Origin of the sequence: Streptomyces sp. Ag109_O5-10 (assembly GCF_900105755.1) — a bacterium.
GTDB lineage: Bacteria > Actinomycetota > Actinomycetes > Streptomycetales > Streptomycetaceae > Streptomyces.
The window spans coordinates 8,473,025-8,493,884 of the sequence record NZ_FNTQ01000001.1 but is presented as its reverse complement, the minus strand read 5'-3'; the positions used below and the strand labels follow the sequence as shown (position 1 = coordinate 8,493,884).

Annotated in this window: 19 protein-coding genes; 5 read left to right on the top strand and 14 right to left on the bottom strand. The window is 72.4% G+C overall.

What is annotated here, in order from left to right; all coding sequences use genetic code 11:
• Positions 1-10: 10 nt before the first annotated feature.
• Positions 11-247 (bottom strand): hypothetical protein, encoded by a 237-nt coding sequence (locus BLW82_RS38700; protein WP_093506548.1) that lies wholly within the window; start codon positions 245-247, stop codon positions 11-13.
• A gap of 98 nt (positions 248-345) precedes the next feature.
• Positions 346-1,635 carry an ROK family transcriptional regulator gene (locus tag BLW82_RS38695; protein ID WP_093506546.1) on the bottom strand — a complete coding sequence of 430 codons (1,290 nt, stop codon included), beginning with the start codon at positions 1,633-1,635 and terminating at the stop codon, positions 346-348.
• An 859-nt stretch (positions 1,636-2,494) separates the two neighbouring features.
• Here BLW82_RS38695 and BLW82_RS38690 point away from each other — a divergent pair.
• The 3 genes from BLW82_RS38690 to BLW82_RS38680 all read left to right on the top strand — a co-directional run bounded on the left by BLW82_RS38690 (position 2,495) and on the right by BLW82_RS38680 (position 6,114).
• Positions 2,495-3,775, top strand: coding sequence for an FUSC family protein (locus BLW82_RS38690; RefSeq protein ID WP_177233206.1), 1,281 nt, complete (start codon positions 2,495-2,497; stop codon positions 3,773-3,775).
• Positions 3,772-4,806, top strand: a complete 1,035-nt coding sequence (locus BLW82_RS38685; RefSeq protein WP_093506544.1) for a hypothetical protein — start codon at positions 3,772-3,774, stop codon at positions 4,804-4,806. The genes BLW82_RS38690 and BLW82_RS38685 overlap by 4 nt, the downstream gene beginning before the upstream one ends.
• 105 nt (positions 4,807-4,911) lie before the next feature.
• Complete coding sequence (locus BLW82_RS38680; protein ID WP_177233205.1) at positions 4,912-6,114, top strand: lactonase family protein; 1,203 nt, start codon at positions 4,912-4,914, stop codon at positions 6,112-6,114.
• Here the strand turns inward: BLW82_RS38680 and BLW82_RS38675 are convergent.
• Together BLW82_RS38675 and BLW82_RS38670 are read right to left on the bottom strand one after the other, a co-directional pair.
• A complete protein-coding gene (locus BLW82_RS38675; protein WP_093506542.1) occupies positions 6,082-6,813 on the bottom strand; it encodes a DUF2470 domain-containing protein in 732 nt (243 codons plus the stop codon). The genes BLW82_RS38680 and BLW82_RS38675 overlap by 33 nt on opposite strands.
• 112 nt (positions 6,814-6,925) lie before the next feature.
• Complete coding sequence (locus BLW82_RS38670) at positions 6,926-7,531, bottom strand: TetR/AcrR family transcriptional regulator (protein ID WP_093506540.1); 606 nt, start codon at positions 7,529-7,531, stop codon at positions 6,926-6,928.
• A 108-nt stretch (positions 7,532-7,639) separates the two neighbouring features.
• Here BLW82_RS38670 and BLW82_RS38665 point away from each other — a divergent pair, with 108 nt between their 5' ends.
• Positions 7,640-9,175 (top strand): cytochrome P450, encoded by a 1,536-nt coding sequence (locus BLW82_RS38665; protein ID WP_093506538.1) that lies wholly within the window; start codon positions 7,640-7,642, stop codon positions 9,173-9,175.
• Here BLW82_RS38665 and BLW82_RS38660 read toward each other — a convergent pair.
• Both BLW82_RS38660 and BLW82_RS38655 read right to left on the bottom strand, forming a co-directional pair.
• A complete protein-coding gene (locus tag BLW82_RS38660; protein WP_093506536.1) occupies positions 9,131-9,967 on the bottom strand; it encodes a pentapeptide repeat-containing protein in 837 nt (278 codons plus the stop codon). The two genes, BLW82_RS38665 and BLW82_RS38660, sit on opposite strands and share 45 nt — an antisense overlap.
• A 9-nt stretch (positions 9,968-9,976) precedes the next feature.
• Positions 9,977-10,891, bottom strand: coding sequence for an AraC family transcriptional regulator (locus BLW82_RS38655; RefSeq protein WP_093506534.1), 915 nt, complete (start codon positions 10,889-10,891; stop codon positions 9,977-9,979).
• A 160-nt stretch (positions 10,892-11,051) separates the two neighbouring features.
• Here BLW82_RS38655 and BLW82_RS38650 point away from each other — a divergent pair, with 160 nt between their 5' ends.
• Positions 11,052-12,134: an aldo/keto reductase gene (locus tag BLW82_RS38650; protein WP_093506532.1), complete on the top strand. Its 1,083-nt coding sequence runs from the start codon at positions 11,052-11,054 to the stop codon at positions 12,132-12,134.
• Between the two features lie 229 nt (positions 12,135-12,363).
• Here BLW82_RS38650 and sigJ read toward each other — a convergent pair whose 3' ends face one another.
• The 8 genes from sigJ to BLW82_RS38610 form a co-directional block, all read right to left on the bottom strand.
• On the bottom strand, positions 12,364-13,260 hold the full coding sequence (sigJ, locus tag BLW82_RS38645) for an RNA polymerase sigma factor SigJ (RefSeq protein WP_093506530.1): 897 nt from the start codon (positions 13,258-13,260) through the stop codon (positions 12,364-12,366).
• Positions 13,261-13,339: 79 nt separating this feature from the next.
• Positions 13,340-14,641, bottom strand: coding sequence for an alpha/beta fold hydrolase (locus BLW82_RS38640; RefSeq protein ID WP_093506528.1), 1,302 nt, complete (start codon positions 14,639-14,641; stop codon positions 13,340-13,342).
• A 97-nt stretch (positions 14,642-14,738) separates the two neighbouring features.
• Positions 14,739-15,764 (bottom strand): LacI family DNA-binding transcriptional regulator, encoded by a 1,026-nt coding sequence (locus BLW82_RS38635; RefSeq protein WP_093506526.1) that lies wholly within the window; start codon positions 15,762-15,764, stop codon positions 14,739-14,741.
• A gap of 100 nt (positions 15,765-15,864) precedes the next feature.
• Positions 15,865-17,280 carry a BNR repeat-containing protein gene (locus tag BLW82_RS38630; protein WP_093506524.1) on the bottom strand — a complete coding sequence of 472 codons (1,416 nt, stop codon included), beginning with the start codon at positions 17,278-17,280 and terminating at the stop codon, positions 15,865-15,867.
• Between the two features lie 19 nt (positions 17,281-17,299).
• Positions 17,300-17,620, bottom strand: coding sequence for an L-rhamnose mutarotase (locus BLW82_RS38625; RefSeq protein ID WP_093506522.1), 321 nt, complete (start codon positions 17,618-17,620; stop codon positions 17,300-17,302).
• A gap of 17 nt (positions 17,621-17,637) precedes the next feature.
• Positions 17,638-18,720 carry a rhamnose ABC transporter substrate-binding protein gene (rhaS, locus tag BLW82_RS38620; protein ID WP_093506520.1) on the bottom strand — a complete coding sequence of 361 codons (1,083 nt, stop codon included), beginning with the start codon at positions 18,718-18,720 and terminating at the stop codon, positions 17,638-17,640.
• A gap of 118 nt (positions 18,721-18,838) precedes the next feature.
• Positions 18,839-19,816, bottom strand: coding sequence for an ABC transporter permease (locus tag BLW82_RS38615; protein ID WP_093506518.1), 978 nt, complete (start codon positions 19,814-19,816; stop codon positions 18,839-18,841).
• Positions 19,809-20,849, bottom strand: a complete 1,041-nt coding sequence (locus BLW82_RS38610; RefSeq protein WP_093506516.1) for an ABC transporter permease — start codon at positions 20,847-20,849, stop codon at positions 19,809-19,811. The genes BLW82_RS38615 and BLW82_RS38610 overlap by 8 nt, the downstream gene beginning before the upstream one ends.
• Positions 20,850-20,860: the final 11 nt, after the last annotated feature.

Here is a 20,860-nt window from a genome sequence, read left to right as displayed (position 1 = left end):
TGCCTCGGCCTCAGGCCGACGGCTCGTCGGGGACCGGGTCCTCGGGGTGCACCGAACCCGAGCGCGGGGCGCCGTCGGGGCCGGCGCCGGCCTCGTCGGGGTCGGGGAGGTCGTGCTCCGGGTGGTCGCCGTCGCCGCGGTCCTCGGGCCGTGTGCCGTCCGCCGCCTCCCACGGGTCCTGGCCGGAGCCGGCCTGCTGGTCCGGCAGGTCCCGGGGCACCGGCTTGCCGCCCTGCTTCTCTCCCACGGCGTACTCCCCTCGCGTCGTTCCGCCACACTCCTGGCGTCGGCCGAGTACCACGGCGGAGCCGGGCGAAACGCGCGGGAGCGGCGGGTTGCGTGGGGTCAGCGCGGGCTGCGTTCCTCCAGGGCCGCGCGCCAGGCGGGGAAGCGGTCCTCGGTCACCGGTTCGGCGCGGCGGCCGCCGCGGCTGAAGAAGTCGGCGAGAGGCAGGATCGCGGCGCCGACGGTGACCGCGTCCGGGCCCAGCCGGCCGAGATCGATGGTGACCTGCTCGGCGGGATGGCGCAGCGCGTACGTGGTCGCGTACCGGCGTACGGCGGGCAGGAAGCGGGCGCCGAGCTGGAGGCCTGCCCAGCCGCCGATCAGGATCCGCTCGGGCTGGAAGAGGTTGATCAGGTCGGAGAGGCCGGCGCCCAGGTACTCGGCGGTCTCCTCGAGGACGGCGAGCGCGACGGGGTCGGCCGCGGTGCCCTCGGAGGGGTAGGCCGCGGCGAGCATCGCGGTGAGCGCGCTCTCCTCGTCGATGCCCTCGTCGGGCCGGCCGCCCTCCTCGCGCCAGCGGGCGAGCAACGACTCGGCGCCGGCGTACGCCTCCAGACAGCCGAGCGCGCCGCAGCGGCAGCGGCGGCCCCGCACCCGTACGGTCAGGTGTCCCCATTCGACCGCCCGGCCGTTCTCCACGTCGGCGGTGACCAGGCAGGCGCCGACACCGGAGCCGAAGAGCACCACGACCGCGTTGTCCGCGCCGCGCCCGGCGCCGAACCACATCTCGGCCTGGCCCAGGGTCTTCGCACCGTTGTCGATGAAGTACCGCACGGAGTCCGGGAGGCGGCAGCCGGAGCGGAGCAGTTCCTCCAGCGGGACGGCGTCCCAGCCGATGGTCTGGCCGTGCACGACGGCGCCCCGGTCCTCGGTGTGCTCGATGATGCCGGGGACGCCGACGCCGACGCCGAGGAGCAGTTCGGGCGAGGCGCCGTCGGTGGCGAGGACCTCGTCGATGCCGTCCCGGATGTGGCCGACGATCACCTCGACGTCGTAGCCCAGTTGCTCCAGGGGGCGCTCGACGCGGGCCAGTTCGGTGAGGTTGAGGTCGAACAGCTCGACGCGGACCCGGGTCTCGCCGACGTCCACGCCGATCATGTGACCGCTGTGCGGGGCGACGCGCAGCAGGGTGCGGGGGCGGCCGCCGTCGGAGTCGACGCTGCCGGCCTCCTCGACCAGGCCGTCGGCGACCAGGTCGGCGACCACGTTGCTCACCGAGCCGGAGCTCAGGCCGGTGGCCGGGCCCAGCTCGAAACGGCTGAGCGGTCCGTCGAAGTAGAGCCGCTGCAGCACGGCCGTGCGGTTGGCCCTTCTGAGGTCGCGTACCGTGCGCCCGTTCCGCCCCGCCATGTGGCCCCGCTCCCTTCACGAACCCTGCCCGACCTGCAACATACTCCTTCGGGGGGCCGGAAGCGATATTTTCCCAACCCTTAGTTCACGCTGTGAGCTAAGGAGGGATCGACGCCGGGTCGCACCGTGCTGGGGGAGATCGTACGCGGGCGGAAGGTTCGTCGTGGCTGCTCGCGCAATTCCCCGCGCCCCTGACGGGGCGCCGCGGGCGGCGGCGCCCATCACCTCGACGCGCATACATCCTCCACAAAACGGCCGTCCCCCACCAGGGAGTTGAGCCATTCGTCGGGATTTCCCCCGGGAACGCGGTCGCGGAACATCGCGCGGAACGCCTCCCGGACCCCGGCCATCCGGCTGCCGTCGCCGCGGACGGGACCCGGGCGCCTGCTTCCCGCAGCCGCCACACCTCGTCGGCCTCGGCCGCGACGCAGCCGAAGTAGCAGTCCACCCGGTAGCCCAGACGTCCGTGAAGGCGACGGCCGGGACCCGCTTCGGCCCGTCCCGGTCCGTGGTGCGCACGCTGTCGACTACGAGTCCCCCGGTGCGCAGCCCATACCGCCGCAGCCGGTGCACCACCGAGCCCTCGTGCGGCGCTGCGCACGATGGCCGCCCCGGGCAGCCCCGGGGCGGCCATCGTGCGCAGCGCCGCGCCGACGTTCGTCGCCCCCAACCCTTCCGCCCGACCGGACCGTTCGGCACCTCGGGTGCAGAGGACGCGTCGGTCCGGCGTTCAGTTGCCGATGGGCGGGCGGCGCGCCGGGGACCCTCCGTCATCGACTCTGGTCAACCGGCCACCAGGACGTGAGTGATCTGCGGAAAATACGTTCGCCATGACACCCGAGTGGGAACAGGCCAAGGGATGCAAAACGTACGGAAGTGGACGGAGGGGCTGTCGCGACTCCTGCGGCGGCACCGGGACCCGGTGGTCGTGCAGACCCTGCGGTCGGCCACCGCGGCCACGATCGCCTACGTCGTCGCCCTCCACCTGAGCCCGGAGCCGGCTCCGCTCACCGCCCCGCTGACCGCGCTGCTGGTCGTCCAGGTGACCCTGTACGCCACCCTGACCAACGGCTTCCGCCGGGTCAACTCGGTGGTGGCCGGGGTGCTGGTCGCCATCGCCTTCAGCCAGCTGGTGGGGCTGACCTGGTGGAGCCTGGCCCTGCTGATCGTGGCCTCACTGGCGGTGGGGCACCTGGTGCGGGTCGACGAGTACATCCCGGAGGTGGCGATCAGCGCCATGCTGGTGCTGGGGGTCACCACCATCAGCAGTACCGCGTGGGCGCGGATCGTGGAGACCCTGATCGGCGCGGTCGTCGGCATGGGCTGCAACCTGCTGCTCCCGCCGCCGGTGTGGGTGGACGAGGCCGGGGAGTCGATCGAGGGACTGGCGCGCCGGCTGCGGCAGCTGATGCTGCGGATGGGCGAGGAGGCGGCGGAGATCATGCCCTGGCAGCAGGCCGCCGCCCGGCTGCACGAGGCCCGCCGGCTGGACCACGCCATCGTCGAGGTGGACGCGGCGCTGCGGCAGGCGGAGGACAGCCTGCGGCTCAACCCTCGGGTCCGGGAGGGCCTGCTGCACCGGGTGGTGCTGCGCACCGGCCTGGACACGCTGGAGATCTGCACGGTCGTGCTGCGTGTGCTGGCCCGCACCTTCACCGACCTGGCGAAGGCCCGCGAGCCCGAACCGCTGTTCAGGTCGGACGCGGGTGCGGCCGTGGAACAGCTGCTGTCCCAGATCGCCGACGCCGTGGTCAGCTTCGCGGTGCTGGTGACCACCAGCATCAGCGAGAACGCCGAGTCGGCCGAGGCCCGGCTCGCCGCCGAACTGCACGCCGCGGCCGGCACCCGTGACAAGCTCGCCGACCTGCTGCATGAAGAGGTCCGCGACGACGACCGGAACTGGCAGCTGCTCGGCGCCGTGCTGACCGAGGTCAACCGGCTCCTCGACGAGCTGGACACCGAGCACCGCACCCGCCGCCTGCTGGAGGAGCTGGACCGGGTTTCCGGGGAACAGCGCGCCAAGCGGCCGCGCCTGACCCGGCTCCGGGAGCGGGTGGGCGTACCGGAGCGGCTCCGACGGAACCAGGGCGGTCGCCCGGGGCGTTCTCCGTCACGGACGGGAAAGGGGGTACGCCGATGACGGACACGGCGGTACGGATCGACGGGAACACACTGCGGCTGCCGGGCGGGGTGGCGGTGCGGTTCGTGCGCACGCTGCGGTTGCCGGAGACGGGCACGCATCCGCTGCCGCCGGGGCTCGGCGAGTTCCCCGTCCGGCGGGTGAGCGACTATCCGGACACGGTTCCGGACGAGTGGCGGGCGCGGGGCGGGGTGATGCTGCCGGTGTACCTGCGCGAGGCGATGTGGCTGAGCTTCGCGGGCACGTCGGAACCGGCCGCCCTCCAGGTCGGCGTCGGCAAGGTGTGCGCGGTGTCCGGCGAGCCGTGGCGCGACCGGCTGTCCCGGAAACCGCAGAACTACCTGGTGCTGCCCCGGCAGCCGTGGCTGGACGGCATCAACTCCGGGAAGGGCACGGTCCGCCAGTTCGTGGCGGTGCCGCTCGGGCTGGGCGCCACGGTGGAGGGCCAGGTCACCGGCGAGGAGGTGTGGGGCGGGGTGCAACTGCAGTGCTTCACGCTCCGGGACGGCCCGCTCGCCGAGTGGCGGCGCGCGGAGCGGCTGCGGCGCGAGCGGGTCCGCGGGCCCGGAGCGACCGGCGGCTACGGCGCGGCCCTGCCGATGATGTCCGCGCTCCCCGCACCGGCCCTAGGCGCGGCTCCGGCCGGGCCGGCCGGGATGGGCCTGGGCGTCGGCGGCTCGATGCGCCAGGAGGTGTACGAGGACGACCGGCCACCGGGCGACTGGGCCGAGACCCCGGCCGGGCGCGTCTTCGTGCACCTGGTCACGCCGCCGCAGTGGCAGCGCATCACGGGCGAGGCACCCCCGCCGTCGCCGGTGGACCGGTCGGCGTACACCCGCGCGGGGCTGCCCTGGTACGACTACTACGACCAGGACGCCCAGGATCTCGCCCCCACCGACACCCTGGAGGCGGTCAAGCCGGTCGGCGACTGGCTCGGCGCCGACCTGGAGCCCTGGCAGCAGCCGGACCCGGGGCAGGTCGTCCCGCTGAAGGACGCACAGGGCAAGCCGGTGGCGGACGGCGACTGGTGAGGCCGTTGCGCCGGACGCGACGGGCGTTGCTTTTCTTGCGCTGCACCCGTGGTCCACGCCAAGGTGTGTCGGGTCGGGGGTGACTCACGACCTGGGGTGCGTGGCATGGGCAGTGGTACGGAAGGGACGCGCGGCGGCTGGAGCAGGCGCCGGTTCGTCGGCGCGCTGGGGGGCGCGGCCGCGGTGGTCGCGGTCCCGGCGCCGGCGGCCCCGCCCGCGCAGCGGCCACGCCGGGCGGCGCGCCCAGCGGCCGCCGCCACCACGCGGACGTCCGCGGCGCCCCGCCCGCTCTACCTCGGCACCTACACCTCCGTGGACGGTGGCGGCACCGGCATCGGCCTCGCCACCTACGATCCGGCGACCGGCGCGATCACCGGCACCGGCGCGCTCACGGGGGTCGCCGACCCGTCGTACCTGGCGGTACACCCGGACGGCCGGACGCTGTACGCGGTGAACGAGCGCGCGGCCGGGAGCGTGACCGCCGTACGCCTGTCGGACCGGAGGATCCTGGGCAGCCGGAGCACGGGCGGGGCGGGCCCGTGCCACGTCTCGGTGCATCCGACCGGCCGCTGGCTGCTGAGCGCCAACTACACCTCCGGCAGTGTGGCCGTGCACCCGATCGACGCCTCGGGCGCCCTCGGCGAGCGCACAGCCCTGGTCACGCACTCGAGCCCGGCGCCCGGACCCGGTCAGCAGGGGCCGCACGCCCACCAGTTCGTCACCAGTCCGGACGGCGGGCACGTCCTCGCCGTGGACCTCGGCACCGACACCGTCTACAGCTACCGCCTCGATCCCGCGCGGGGCACGCTCACCGAGGTCGCCCAGGCGCACACCGGGCCGGGGGCGGGGCCGCGTCATCTGACCTTCCATCCGGGCGGGCGGTACGCGTACCTGGCGAACGAGGTGGGCGACACGGTCGCGGTCTGCGGCTACGAACCGGCCACCGGCCGGCTGACGATCGGCGAGCCGCAGTCCACCGGGAGCGCCGCCGGCACCACCAACTACCCGGCCGAGTTCCTGGTCACCGCGGACGGCGCGTACGCCTTTCTGGCCAACCGGGGCGACAACACGCTCGCGAGGTACCGGGTCGAGGCCGCCGGGGCCCGGCTGCGGCTGCTGGACACGGTGCCGGTGCACGGGGACTTCCCGCGCCAGATCGCCTTCTCCCCCGACGGCCGGCTGCTGTTCGCGGCCAACCAGCGGTCGGGCACCGTGAGCGACTTCACCGTCGACCGGGACAGCGGTGAACTGCGGCTCGCGGGCGAGCCGTTCGCGTCACCGGTCGCCGTCTGCGCGCTGCCGCTGTAGCGTCCGCGGGCAGGAGGCGGCCGCGTTCGCCTGCGCCAGCAGGACGTGCATGCGCTCGGTGAGCTGGGAGACGTCGTCGGCGGGCGCGTGGAAGGTGAGCCGTACGTCGCCGTGGGCCCGGGTGCGTTCGATGCGCAGGGTCAGTCCGTGCCGGTCCACGGCGAGAGGCTGGACGCGGGTCGCGGCGTGCAGGCTCTCGGGCTCGACGAGCCGGGTGAGCCGTTCCACGGCGTCCGGGTGGGAGTCGGCGAGATGGGTGAGCAGCCGGGCCTCGGCGCCCGCCAGCGGGTCAGGCCGGGCGGCGGCGAACTCGTCGAGGTCGACGGCCACCGCGCCCGAGGGCCGGCGCAGCACCACGCGGGTGGGCCGGAAGACGAGATGCCCGTCGCCGGGGCTGAACCAGCCGGCCATCCAGAGCCGGGCCCGGATGCGGCTGCGCACCGGAACGGGCGCGACGTCGGCGAACTCCAGCACGGCGGACGGCTCGCCGCGCGGGGCGCAGATCGCGGCCGTGAGCAGGGCGCTGTCCTCGGGCACGTGCAGCAGCACCCGGCCGTCGTCGGCGACGGCGTGCGCGCCGACGTACTCCTCGCGGCCGCCGTCCGCGGTCACCGTGCACGACCACGCGACGGCCAGCAGGGACCGGGCCTGCTCCGCCGCACCGGGTCCGGCCGCCCAGGCTGCCTGTTCGTCACCCATCCCCAACCTCCTTAGGTAAGCCTCACCTAACCTACCGAAGATCGGGGAGTACGCCAAGCGCGGAGCGCGTCACGCACCCGAAGAACGGGGTGGGGAAAAGAGACCGGGACGGTCAGGAGATGACGCCCAGCAGCGCCCGCGCGCACAGGTCTCGCACCTGTTCCCGCGTCAGCTCCTCGGTGCGCAGCCACTCCAGGCAGACGTGCGTGGTGAAGGCGAGCCAACCGCGTACCGCGAGGCGGATGTCGGGGCGCTGCTCCAGGGCGGGGCCGAACTCGGGGTCGGCGGCGAGGGCCGCCAGGATCTGGCGTTCCTGAGCGGACTGGGCCTGCCGGTAGACGCGGCGCACGGCCTGGTCGCCGGACGCCTCCGCGCGGTGGAAGGCACGGAAGCCGTGCGCGTGGGTGTGGACGTAGTCGAGGTAGACGTCGAGGGCCGCGGTGAGCTGTTCGCGGGCGGGCACGCCGGGTTCGGCGGCCGTCATCCGCAGCATCCGCTCGCTCTCCCGCTCCACGACCGCCGCGAAGAAATCACGTTTCGTCGGAAAATAGTGGTACAGCAGCCCCCGGGAGACGCCCGCGATCTCCGCGACCTGCTCGATCCACACGTCGCCGTACGGGCTCTCCGAGAAGAGTCTGGCCCCGACCGAGAGGAGCTGCTCACGACGGGCCGCGGTGCTGAGTCTGCGGCGGCCTCGCTCGCCCTGGTTCGGGACCATGCCCGCACTTTACTTGACGTGGGTTCAACAACGGGACGAGACTGAAACCGCCTATTGAACCCACGTACAACTAGCTCAACCTGCCGCAGCATCGAGGGAGATCGCGTCATGGCGGAGACGGCCACGCAGCCGGGGACGGACGGCCCACTGCCGAAGGGGTTCCGGGGCGCCGAGCAGGGCTGGCCCGAGCTGCACCGCATCCCGCACCCGCCGCGCCGGCTGCCGCTCCTCGGCGACGTCCTGGGCGTCGACCGGCGCACCCCGCTGCAGGACTCGATGCGGATCGGCGGGCACCTGGGTCCGATCTTCCGGCGCAGGGCGTTCGGCAACGAGTTCGTGTTCGTGTGGGGTGCCGAGCTGGCCGCCGACATGGCCGACGAGTCGCGGTTCGCCAAGCACGTGGGGCTCGGGGTGGCCAATCTCCGTCCGGTCGCCGGGGACGGCCTGTTCACGGCGTACAACCACGAGCCGAACTGGCAGCTGGCGCACGACGTGCTGGCTCCGGGGTTCAGCCGGGAGGCCATGGAGGGCTACCACGCGATGATGGTGGCGGTGGCCGGGCGGCTGACCGACCACTGGGACCGGGAGCTGGCGGCCGGCCGCTGGGTGGACGTGCCCGGCGACATGACCAAGCTGACCCTGGAGACGATCGCCCGCACCGGGTTCGGGCACGACTTCGGCTCGTTCGAGCGGGACCGGCCGCATCCCTTCGTGACCGCGATGATCGGCACGCTCACCTACGCGCAGCGCCTGAACAGCGTGCCCGGGCCGCTGGCCCCGCTGATGCTGCGGCAGGCCGCCCGGCGCAACGCGGCCGACATCGAGTACCTCAACCGCACGGTCGACGACCTCGTCGCCGAGCGGCGCCGGACCGGCCGCGGGGAAGGCGACCTGCTCGACCGGATGCTGGAGACGGCCCACCCGCGGACCGGGGAGCGGCTGTCCGCCGAGAACGTACGGCGGCAGGTGATCACCTTCCTGGTGGCCGGCCACGAGACCACCTCGGGCGCGCTCTCCTTCGCGCTGCACTACCTCGCCCGGCACCCGGAGATCGCCGCGCGGGCGGCCGCCGAGGTGGACCGCGTGTGGGGCGACACGCCCGCGCCGGGCTACGACCAGGTGGCCAAACTCCGTTACGTCCGCCGAGTGCTGGACGAGTCGCTGCGGCTGTGGCCGACCGCCCCCGCCTTCGCCCGCGAGGCCCGCCAGGACACCGTGCTGGCCGGCCGGCATCCGATGCGCCGGGGTGCCTGGGCGCTGGTGCTGACGCCGATGCTGCACCGGGACCCCGAGGTCTGGGGCCCGAAGGCCGAGAGCTTCGACCCGGACCGGTTCGAGGCGAAGGCGGCGCGGGGCCGGGCCCCGCACACCTTCAAGCCCTTCGGCACGGGGGCGCGCGCCTGCATCGGCCGCCAGTTCGCCCTGCACGAGGCCACCCTGGTCCTCGGCCTGCTGCTGCGCCGCTACGGCCTCGGGGCCGACCCGGACTACCGGCTGCGGGTGACCGAGCGGCTGACGCTGATGCCGGAGGGGCTGCGGCTGCGCCTCGATCGGCGCACCCCCGCCCCGGCGCCGGTGAGCGTGCCGGACGCGCCCGCGTCAGCGAACGGCGACGGCTGTCCAGTGCACCGGACGGGTGACTGAGGCCGGCAGGCGCGTCCGCGTGTTGCCCCGGGCCGCGTCGAGCTGCGGCTGGGTCAGGAAGAAGGCGCCGGTGAGGTCCGCGTCACCGAGATCGGTGTCCCGCAGGTCGGCGCCGATCAGGTCCGCGTCCCGCAGATCGGCCCCGGTGAGGTCGGCGGCGATGAGGATCGCCCCGCGCAGGCTCGCCCCGCGCAGGTCGGCGCCCCTGAGCCGGGCGCCCACCAGGTCGGCGCCCCGCCGGTCCTTCTTCTTCCCGCGCGTCCCCGCCCGGGCCAGCTCACTGGTCCGCAGCAGCAGCACGTTGACCTCCTGCCGGTGGGCGGCCACGTCCAGGGCGGCCAGTTCGTCGGGCGTACCGAGACTCAGTTCCTCCGTCTTCCGCAGCGCGGCACGCAGCTCGGCGTGGACGGGGCGGGCGGCGGCCAGTCCCAGGGCCTCCGTCAGATACCAGAGCAGTTCGTGCAGTTGGCGTACGACCGGGAACGCGTCGAACATCCGGCGGGCGTCCTCCACGGATCCGTTCCGCCAGTCCCGGCCGCCGAAGGTGACCTGTGAGACCTTCTGCCCGGCGCCGAGGCAGTCGTAGACCGTACAGCCGTTGAACCCCTTCTGCCGCAGGTCGGCGTGGATGCCGCAGCGGTGGTCGCCGCCGAGGTTCGCGCAGGGTTTTCCGGCGGGCTTGCCGACCGCGAAGTCCGCCGACGCGGCGAACGGCAGGGCGACGCAGCACAGGCCGAAGCAGCGGGCACAGTCCCCGCGCAGCCGGTCCCGTTCGGATATGTGTTCTGGCACCCGGTCAGCCTACTGAGCGGTGCCGACCTCGTCCTGCGCGTTTCTCAGCCGCACCGCGTCCGCCCCCGGCGGCCGTCCGAACTGCCGCCGGTACTCGCGGCTGAACTGGGAGGCGCTGTCGTAGCCGACCGCGTACCCCACGTCGGACACGTCGTCGGTGCTGCTCATCAGGCGCAGCCGGGCCTCCTGGAGGCGGATGTGCTTCTGGTACTGGATCGGGGTCATCGCGGTGACCGCGCGGAAGTACCGGTGGAACGGGGAGGCACTCATCCCGGAGAGGCGGGCCAGGTCCTCGACGCGCAGGACGTCGGTGTAGTGCTGGCGGATGTGGCGGACGGCCCGGCCGATCTGGGTGAGCCTGCTGTCGGCGAGCCCGATCTGCCGGACCAGTGCGCCCTGCCCGCCGGTGATCAGCCGCCACAGGATCTCCCGCTCGATCATGGGGGCGAGCACCGGGATGTCCGCGGGCCGGTCGAGCAGCCGGACCATCCGGACGACCGCGTCGACCAGGTCGGCGGGCGCCTCGCCGACCGCGAGCGCGGGCAGATCGGTGCGTCGGCGCACCCCGCCCGGGTGAGGGTCGGTGCCGGACTCCAGGAGCAGCGCCGCGATGCGTGAGGGCCGCAGCCGGAAGCCGAACCCGAGGAACGGCGTCTCACGGCTGGCCCGGGTGCACTGCCCGCTGACCGGCAGGTCCACGGAGACGACCAGGTACTGGCCCGCTTCGTAGTCGTAGATCCGGCCGCCCAGCGTCAGCCGTTTGGCCCCCTGGGCGACCAGCGCGAGGACGGGGTCCACGATCCCCGAGCGCGGACCCGTCGGCCGTTCGGCGCGGGTCAGCATGAGGCCGTCGATCGCGGCCACGGCGTCGGCGTCGCGCGGGGCGTGCCGGTCGATCAGCGAGCGCAGTTCGTCGAGGGACACGCTCCCGATTCAAACGCCGCCCGGGGGCCGGCCGCAACGCCCTCCCCCGGAAACCCGGCAGGATCGTGCAAGCCCGCGATGCGATCGCCCTAACGTTCCCGCAGCTCAGCCTGGTTTGCTCGAGGAGTCGGATTTCCCACCGTCTTCCACGGAGCATTACATGACACTCGACTCGTACGTCGGTCTCGGCCGGTCCGGACTCAAGGTGAGCCCGTTCTGCCTCGGTGCGATGAACTTCGGCGAGGACGGCGGCTTCGGCTGCTCGGTCGAGGAGTCGGAGAAGATCCTCCAGACCTATCTCGACCTCGGCGGCAACTTCGTCGACACCGCCAACTTCTACACCAACGGCCACTCCGAGGCGATCCTCGGCGACTTCCTCGCCGCCCGTCCCGGCCGCCGCGACCGCCTGGTGCTGGCCACCAAGTTCTTCGGCAACCTGCACCTCGGCGACCCGAACGGCGGCGGCGCCGGCCGCAAGGCGATCGTCGGCCAGCTGGAGGACTCGCTGCGCCGCCTGCGCACCGACTACGTCGACCTGTACTGGCTGCACAACCACGACCGGTCCACCCCGGTCGAGGAGACCCTGCGCACCCTGGACGACCTGGTCACGGCAGGCAAGATCCGGTACGTCGGCTTCTCCGACACCCCGGCCTGGTTCACCGCCAAGGCCCACACCACGGCGCTGCTGCGCGGCTGGACGCCGGTGACGGCGCTGCAGATGGAGTACTCGCTGCTGGAGCGCACCATCGAGGGCGAACTGGTCCCGCTCGCGCAGGACGCCGGGATGGGGCTGTTGCCCTGGTCGCCGCTGAAGAACGGCTACCTCTCCGGGAAGTACCGCAGGGACCGGTCCGCACCCGCCGACGCGAAGCGGGCGGCCCTCCTCGGGCAGCCTTCCGAGGGGCAGTTCACCGTGATCGAGGCGGTGGCCGCGATCGCTGAGGAGACCGGCGCGAGCCCGGCCGCCGTGGCGCTCTCCTGGGTGCAGAACCGCCCCGGCGTCACCTCCACCCTGATCGGTCCGCGCACCCTCGACCACCTGGAGGCCAACGTGGCCGCCCTCGACGTCCGCCTGGCACCGGAGCAGACGGCCCGGCTCGACGAGGTGTCCGCCCCGGCCCTCAACTTCCCGCACGACCTCAACCACCGCGTCGGCACCATGCTCAAGTACGCGGGCGCCACGGTCGACGGGGTGCCGAGCGCGGTGTACCCGCCGCTGCTGGCGAGCAGCGCCCGCTACTGAGCGGGGATCCGCCGCGGTCCCGGAAGTCGCCGCTGGGATTCCGGCCCTGTGGCCCTGTGGGAGTCCTCCCTGTGGCCCTGTGGGAGTCCTCTTCACCCGGTGGAAGGCAAACCACCCGGCTACCACGGAGAGAGGAACCACCCGCAGGACAGGAGAACGGCCACGCGCAGGCGTCAGCCCCCGTGCCCCGTCGCCGCCGGCCACCCGGCCGCCGTCGTCCGAACGGCCGTCAGTCGTCCCCGGCGGTGTAGTCCAGGCGGGCCAGCCGGTCCGGGTCGGCCAGGATGTACATCTCGGTGATCCGGCCGTCGGCGACGGTGACCGCCATGACGGAGAGCGGGCGGCCCGCGGGCGCGGTGACCATGCCGACGGTGCCGTTGACCAGGGCGAGGTCTGCCGCTTCGGCGAACTGCCGGAAGGTGAGCGCCTGTTCGGCCACCGTCCGCGCCCCGCGCAGCACCTTGGAGGCGGCGGCGCCGCGCACCAGGGCGCCCGAGTCGACGCGCAGCACCACGTCCGGGTGGAGCAGCGCGACCAGCGCCTCGAAGTCGCCGTCCCGGGAGGCGGCCAGGAAGGCGTCGAGAACCCGGCGCTGCCTGCCGAGGTCCGGGTCGGCCGAGGGGGCGGCCCCCTGGACCCGGCGGCGGGCCCGGCTGGCCAGCTGGCGGGTGGCCGCCGAACTGCGCTCCACGATCGGCGCGATGTCGTCGAAGGGGACCGAGAACAGGTCGTGCAGGACGAACGCCAGCCGCTCGGCGGGCTCCAGCGTCTCCAGCACGATGAGGAGGGCGAGTCCGACGGAGTCCGCCTCCAGCGCCTCCTGTTCGGGGTCGATGCCCGGCAGCGGCCTGATCACCGGGTCCGGGACGAAGGTCTCGTCGATGGGCTGCTCGCGGCGCGCGGTACGGGACCGCAGCATGTCGAGGCTGACCCGGCCGACCACCGTGGTCAGCCACCCGCCCAGGTTCCTGATCTCGTCCGTGTCGACGCGCCCGAGTCTGAGCCATGCCTCCTGGACGGCGTCCTCGGCCTCGGCGAGCGAGCCGAGCATCCGGTAGGCCACCGCGCGCAGCCGGCCGCGGTGTTCCTCGAAGCGGCCGGCCAGCAGTTCCGGGTCCGTGTTCATGCTGTTGGTGTCCCTCGTTCCGCCACGGCCGCAGACTACGCGGACCCGCCTCGCGCGCAAGCGGTGTACCGGCCGGGGGTCACACCTCGTCGTGGACGAGGGCGAGGAGCCGGTCCAGGACCCGGGGAGCGCCGGTGCGCAGTCCGTCGTGCTCGAACTCGTCGGTGACCCAGGTGCGCAGGCCCCGGACGGCCCGGGCGGTGGCCAGCGAGTGCCCGGCGTCGACGTACATGTCGTCGTGGTAGACCGCGGCGGCGACCGGGACCTCGTTGGCGGCCAGGCGGGCCGGGTCGTACAGCGGCTGCCAGTCGGTTCGGGCGGCGAGCAGGTCGGCCGCCGCCTTCAGGGGCCGCAGGGCCGGGTCGGTCTCGAACATCCAGGGGTGCACGGTCTCCCCGGTGAACAACAGCGGGGCGTCGCCGGCGAGCGCCTTGGCCGCGTCGAACTGCGGGAACTCGGCGCGGACCCGCTCGGCCGCCCAGGCGGTGGGGCGGGCGTCCTGGCCGTAGACCGGCTCGTGGACCAGGGCGTACAGCGGGTTGCTCGCGTACGACAGCAGGCCCTGGACCTGTTCTTGGAAGGCGTCGGAGAGCTCCGGGCCGGACCGGGTGCGGACGAAGGCGTCCTCCAGGAGGAAGTGCAGGCGGTGGCTGCCGTCGCTCATGCCCAGCATCAGGCCGAGGGACTGGAAGGCCTCCACGGTGAGCCGGTAGCCGTTCGGCAGCAGGGTCTCGTGCTCCAGGAGGTGCTCGGCGATCCGCCGGGCCCGCTCGACGTCCTGCGGGTAGCGGTCGTAGTGCGCGGTGACCTTGCGCTCGATGCGCGGGTAGGCGGCGCGGTAGACGTCTTCGGCGTGCGCGTCCAGGGCGGGCAGGCCGCCGGTGATCAGGGAGGTCTTGAGTCCCTCCGGGAAGAACGACAGGTAGGTGACCGTGCAGAAGCCGCCGAAGCTCTGGCCGAGGGTCGTCCACGGGGCGCCACCGGTGACCTGGGGGCGGATCGCCTCGCAGTCCCGGACGATGGAGTCGGCGCGGAAGCGGGCCAGGTAGTCGGCCTGGGCGGCCGGACCCCCGCGCAGCGGGAGGGTCTGCCGGTTGACCGGGGTGGAGCGGCCGGTGCCGCGCTGGTCGAGGAGCAGGACGCGGTAGTCGGCCAGGGCCCGGTCGAGCCAGGCCTGGCGTCCGACGAAACGATTCGCTCCGAAGCCCGGGCCGCCCTGGAGGTACAGCAGCCAGGGCAGCTCCTGGTCCGCCTTGTCGCTCGCGACCACCTCCCGGGCGTACAGCTCGACGGTCTCACCGTCCGGGTCCGCGTGGTCGAGGGGGACGGTGAAGCGGCGGTCGGTGAGGACGACGCCGGGCTGGCGGTAGCTGAGGCTCAACGTTTCTCCCGGGACGGACGGACGGTCGCGTCCCAGTTCAGCACACCTCCCGGCCGGATCCACCCCCGGGATCATGCAATCGTTACTGAATCACCGATCAGCGGGCGGCGAGGCTGGAGCGCCGCACCACCAGTTCCGGCTGGAGCACCACCCGGCGGTGTTCGTGCGCCGCCTGTCCCTCGCGATCCTCGGTCTCCTCCAGGAGGAGGTCCGCCGCCATGGCCCCCATGGTGACGGCGGGCTGGCGGACGGAGGTCAGTGGTACGGCGGCCGCTGCGGCGAACTCGATGTCGTCGTAGCCGACGATCGCGAGGTCGTCCGGGACGACCACCCCGGCCGCGTACATGGCCTGCAGGACGCCGAGGGCGAGGAGGTCGTTGGCGCAGAAAACGGCGGTGGGCCGGTCGGCGAGGCCGAGCAGGCGGGCGCCCGCGTCCCGCCCGGCGGCCACGTCGAGCCGCTCGGACGGCAGCTCACGCAGCGCCTCGGGGCCGAGCCCGGCCTCGGCGAGGGCGTTCAGGGCGCCGGTGCGCCGGTCGCGGACCTGGTTGAGGCCGGGCGGCCCGCTGACGTACGCGATCGAGCGGTGCCCGGCGTCGACGAGGTGGCGCACGGCCAGCGCGCCGCCCGCCACGTCGTCGACGCTGACCGAGCACTCGGTGGTGCCCTCGGCGACCCGGTCGACGAGCACGAAGGGGATGCCGTGCCGGCGGAAGGACTCGATGTTGCGGCCGGTCGCGTCCGCGGGGGTGAGCAGGACGCCGCGCACCCGCTGTTCGGCGAAGAGCGAGAGGTACTCGGCCTCCTCGCCGGCGTTCTGCGCGCTGTTGCAGACCATCACTCCGAGCCCGGCGTCCCGGGCCGCCCGCTCGGCGCCGCGGGCCACGTCCACGAAGAAGGGGTTGCCCATGTCGAGGACGAGCAGGCCCATGATCCGGCTGCGGCCCGCGCGCAGCTGACGCGCGGACTCGCTGCGGACGTACCCGAGCCGGTCGATCGCCGACTGCACCCGCGCCCTGGTCTCGCCGGCGACGGTGTCCGGGCGGTTGATGACGTTCGAGACCGTACCCACCGAGACTCCGGCGGCGCGGGCGACGTCCTTGATACCCACCGACTGGGCCATCGGTCGAGACCTCCAGGAAACATGGACGGCGCCTTCACGGCACGGAAGGGCACATCCGGAAGGGCTTCACATTACGACATGACTCGCACACCGGTCCGGGTCAGGCGGGCAGGGCGAAGTCGACGACATGGAGTGCGGAGGGTGTCGTCCCGCTCGACGTCTCCTGGTACATGAACGACAGCACGTTGTCGGCCCTGACCCGCAGCTCGTCGACCACCACCTCGCCGAAGGCGTTCAGGTCGCTGCCGTCGTGGAGCAGCGCCCAGTCGGAGTAGCCGGAGGCCCTGGACGCGCCGGCGATCCGGCCGTGGGGAAGGACGGCGTAGGCGTTGTCGTACTTGTCCAGGACCAGCTTGGTGCGCTGGCTGGAGTTCAGGGGGACCGGGATCTCGGTCTTCTGCCAGGCGCCGGCGGAGTTCTTGCGGAGGTGGAAGGCGCGGCCGTGGGCGGTGCGGTCGGCGACGTAGTCCGTGGTGCACCGGCCGAAGCGGCCGGGGACGTAGCTGATGACCGCGTGCGGGAGGCCGGCGGAGTCGGTCCACTGGCTCTCCTGGTTCATCAGGGAGTGGTCCGGGCCGAGGAAGTCGACGACCAGCCCGGAGTCGGTGACGGCGACGGTGTCCGAGGTGCCGGTGGTGGCGACCAGGGCGCCCGCGTCGTTGCGCCAGGTGCGGCCGCGGTCGGTGGAACGGACGTAGCAGGTGTCGTGGTTGGTGATGCCACCGCCGCTGCACATGACGGACGCCGACTGCTCGCGCCAGGTGAAGAAGGCGTGCAACCGCCCGTCGACGTCGTAGTCGATGCCGTGCAGGTACATGTTGCGGGCGGTCGACGAACCGTGCGTGCTCGTGTACGTCCCGGTGGAGCCGCTCCACTCCCCCAGCTCGGTCCAGCCCGAACCGTCGTACTCCGCAAGGGCGTTGCGGCCGTTTCCGGAGACCCCCACCCGGTAGCTGAGCTGGAGCCCGCCCTCGGGGGTCTGGACGAACTGCGGGTACGTGAACTGCGAGGTGAGCGACAGCCCGTCGAGGGACGTCTGTACGGCGCCGAAGACGGCCGGGGTCCAGGCCGTGGAACCGGGGTTGTCCAGCAGCCCGGCGACCGACTTCACGTAGAAGAACCCGTCGCTGTGCGCGTCCATGGTGATGTGGAGGCGGCCGTCGGTCCTCGACACGCCCATGGAGATGACGTTGTGCGAGTCGCTGGACTTCAGCCGGTGGGCGAGGTTCACGGTCGACCAGGACGAGCCGCCGAGGACCCGGCGCCCGATCACCGCGGCGCCGGTGGAGGTGTACCAGCCGGCGTACTGGTGGTCCTGGTACGTGAGCAGGCCGCTCTTCTGGAACGAGTTGTTGTTGACCAGGCCGTCGTAGGAGACGAAGTAGATCGCCTGGGCGTCGAGTCGGGTGGTCTGCTGCTTGCTCACCGACGGTCCGGAGCCGGCCGCACCCGCGGTGCCCGCGGGGGTGGCCGAGGCGCCGGCGAACGCGGCACCGAGCACGGTACGTCTCTTCACGAGCGGCTCCTGTCATGGTTCAGGCGAGGTGGAACACTTCGGTGAGCGGTTTCATCGCCTCGTCGGGGCGGGCGCCGTCGAGGGCTTCGAAGAAGGGGCCCATCTCGGCCTGCCAACGGGCGTTGACCTCGGTGGTCTCCATGCCGGCGCGGGCGGCCTCGAAGTCCTCGGTCTCCAGGTAGCCCACCAGCAGGCCGTCGTCGCGCAGGAAGAGCGAGTAGTTGTGCCAGCCGGTGGCGGAGAGCGCGGCGCGCATCTCCGGCCACACGGCGGCGTGCCGTTCGCGGTACTCGGCGAGGCGGTCCTGCCGGACCTTGAGGAGGAAACAGACGCGCTGCATCAAAGCCTGCCGGAGACCTAGAAGTCGAACTGGTCGATGTTCTTCGCGTCGAACACGGTCGGCTTGCCGAGGTTGATCACCCCGTCCTTGCCGATGGTGTACGTGGTGCCGCCGGCCTTGAAGGTCTCGCCCTCCTTGCCGGTGATCTGCCCGGAGACGAGCGCGACGGCGGTGCGGGCGGCGAGGTCGCCGAGCTTGGCCGGGTCCCACAGCTCGAAGCCCTCGACGGTGCCGTTCTTCACGTACTGCCGCATGTCGTTGGGCGTGCCGAGGCCGGTCAGCTTGACCTTGCCCTTGTACTTGGAGCCGGAGAGGTACTGGGCGGCCGCCTTGATGCCGACGGTGGTCGGGGAGATGATCCCCTTGAGGTCCGGGTACTGCTGGAGCAGGCCCTGGGTCTGCTGGAAGGACTGCTGGGCGTCGTCGTTGCCGTAGGCGATCTTGACCAGCTTGACGTTCTTGTACTTCGGGTCCTTCAACTCGTCCTTCATGTACCCGATCCAGGTGTTCTGGTTGGTCGCGGTCTGCGCGGCGCTCAGGATCGCGATCTCGCCCTTGTACCCGATCTGCTGGGCGAGCAGCTGCGCCTCGGTACGGCCGAGGTCCTCGGCGCCGGCCTGCGAGACGAAGACGTTGCGGCAGCCCGCGTTGGTGTCGGAGTCGTAGGTGACGACCTTGATACCACTGCTCATGGCCTGCTTGAGCGCGGTGCACAGGGCACCGGGGTCCTGGGCGGACACGGCCATCGCGTCGACCTGCTGCTGGGTGAGCGTGTTGACGTAGCTGACCTGCCCGGAGGTGTCGGTCGCGCTGGACGGGCCGACTTCCTTGTACGTGCTGCCCAGTTCGGTGAGCGCCTTCTCGCCGCCCTTGTCGGCGGAGGTGAAGTAGGGGTTGTTCACCTGCTTGGGCAGGAACCCGACGGTCAGGCCCTTCTTGAGCGCGGCGTTCGGATCGGCCTTGGCGGTGGAGGTGGCGGCCGACGTCTCGTCACTGCCGGAGTTGTTCTTGGTGGTGCCACCGCAGGCGGTGGCGGCGAGGGCGAGGGAGGAGACGGCGGCGAGGGCCACACAGGCACGCCGGAGGGACGACTTACGCATGACGGTTCCTTTGTGAGTAACGGCTCTGGGAGCGCCCTTCCTTCAGGGGCGCTGGGGGTACCCCCGGCCGAAGGCTGGGGGAGGAACTGCGCGACCAGCCACACACGGCCCGCAGTGTTCAGACGACCTTCACACTCCTGTGCCTGACGTGGGCGATCTGTCGCGCCACCCTCGGGCCGAGCACCGAAACAACCAGCAGCACACCGGTCACGACAATCTGGGACTGCGCGGACACGTTCAGCAGACTCATCACGTTCTGCAACGCCCCCAGCAGGAACACCCCGGCGATCGCGCCGCCCAGCGTCCCCTTGCCCCCGTCGAAGTCGATGCCCCCGAGCAACACGGCGGCCACCACACTCAGTTCGAGCCCGGTCGCGTTGTCGTACCGCGCACTCGCGTAGTGCAGCGCCCAGAAGACCCCCGTCAGAGAGGCCATGAACCCGGTCGCCACGAACAGGATCAGCTTGTGACGCTTGACGCGGACGCCCGCGAACCGCGCCGCCTCCTCGCTCGCCCCCACGGCGAAGAGAGACCGCCCGAACGGCGTGGCGTGCAGCACCACCACGGCGATCACCAGCAGCACCAGGAACGGCAGGAAGGCCCGCGGCAGGAACGTGCCGCCCAGCCGGCCCGCCGCGAAGTCCAGGTACTGCGTGGGAAAGTCGGTCACCGCGTCGGAGCCGAGCACGATCTGCGCGATGCCCCGGTAGGCCGCGAGCGTGCCGATAGTGACGGCGAGGGAGGGCAGCCCGAGGCGGGTCACCAGCAGCCCGTTGACCAGCCCGCAGACCACGCCCAGCAGCAGGCACAGCGGGATGATCGTCTCGATCGCCATGCCCTCGTTCCACAGCCTGCCCATGACGGCGCCCGAGAGCCCGGCGGTCGACGCGACCGAGAGGTCGATCTCGCCGGCGACCACCAGCAGGGTCATCGGCAGGGCGATCAGCGCGATCGGCAGGGTGTTGCCGATCAGGAACGACAGGTTGAGCGCGTTCCCGAAGCCGTCGACGAAGCCGAACGACAGCACCAGGAGGACGATCAGCAGCGCGCCGACGACCGTGTCCCAGCGGACCGCGCGGGTCAGGGAGTCAGGCATGGCGGATGCTCCTCTTCTTCAGGGCGGCGGCCACCCGCACCGCGACGATCCGGTCGACGGCGATGGCGAGCAGCAGCAGGAAGCCGTTGATGGCGAGCACCCACACGGAGCTGACCCCGAGGGCCGGCAGCACGCTGTTGACGGAGGTGAGCAGCAGCGCGCCCAGCGCGGCGCCGTACACGCTCCCGGAGCCGCCGGTGAAGACCACGCCGCCGACCACCACGGCGCTCACGACGGTGAGTTCGTAGCCGTTGCCGGTGCCGGAGTCGACGTTCCCGAACCGGGCCAGGTACATCGCCCCGGCGAGTCCCGCGAGGGCGCCGCAGAAGGTGTACGCGGTGAGGATCCGCTTGCGGACCGGGATGCCGGCCAGCCGGGCGGCCTCGGGGTTGGAGCCGAGGGCGTACAACTCCCGTCCGCTGCCGAAGTGTTTGAGGTAGTAGGCGGTGGCGACCAGGACCGCGAGGGCGATGAGGGCCAGCCAGGGGATCGCCGACAGGCCGCCGGAGCCGAAGGCGACGAAGGAGCCGGACAGGTCGGCGGCCGTGATCTGCCGGGAGCCGACCCAGATGGAGTCGACGCCCCGGATGATGTAGAGGGTGCCGAGGGTGACGACGAGCGCGGGGACCTGGCCGAGGCTCACCAGCAGGCCGTTGAGGAGTCCGCAGCCGATGCCGAGGAGCACGGCGAGCAGGACGGCGACGACCGGGTTGCCACCGCCGTGCAGGTAGTCGCCGGCGGCGAAGGCGGTGATGCCGAGGGTGGAGCCGACGGACAGGTCGACGTTCCTCGTGATCACCACCAGGGACTGACCGGTGGCGACCAGCACCAGGATGGTGGCGTTGAGCAGCAGGTCCTTGACGCCCTGCGCGGAGAGGAACTGGCTGTTGCCGGCCTGGGTGACGGCGATCATCGCCAGGAAGACGACGAGGATGGTGAGTTCGCGCATCTTGAAGACGCGGTCGACGAGCCGGGTCCCGGAGGACTCGGGTGTCTTGGCGACGGGGGTCGGCTCGGAGGTGGTCACCGTCATGCGGCGGCCCT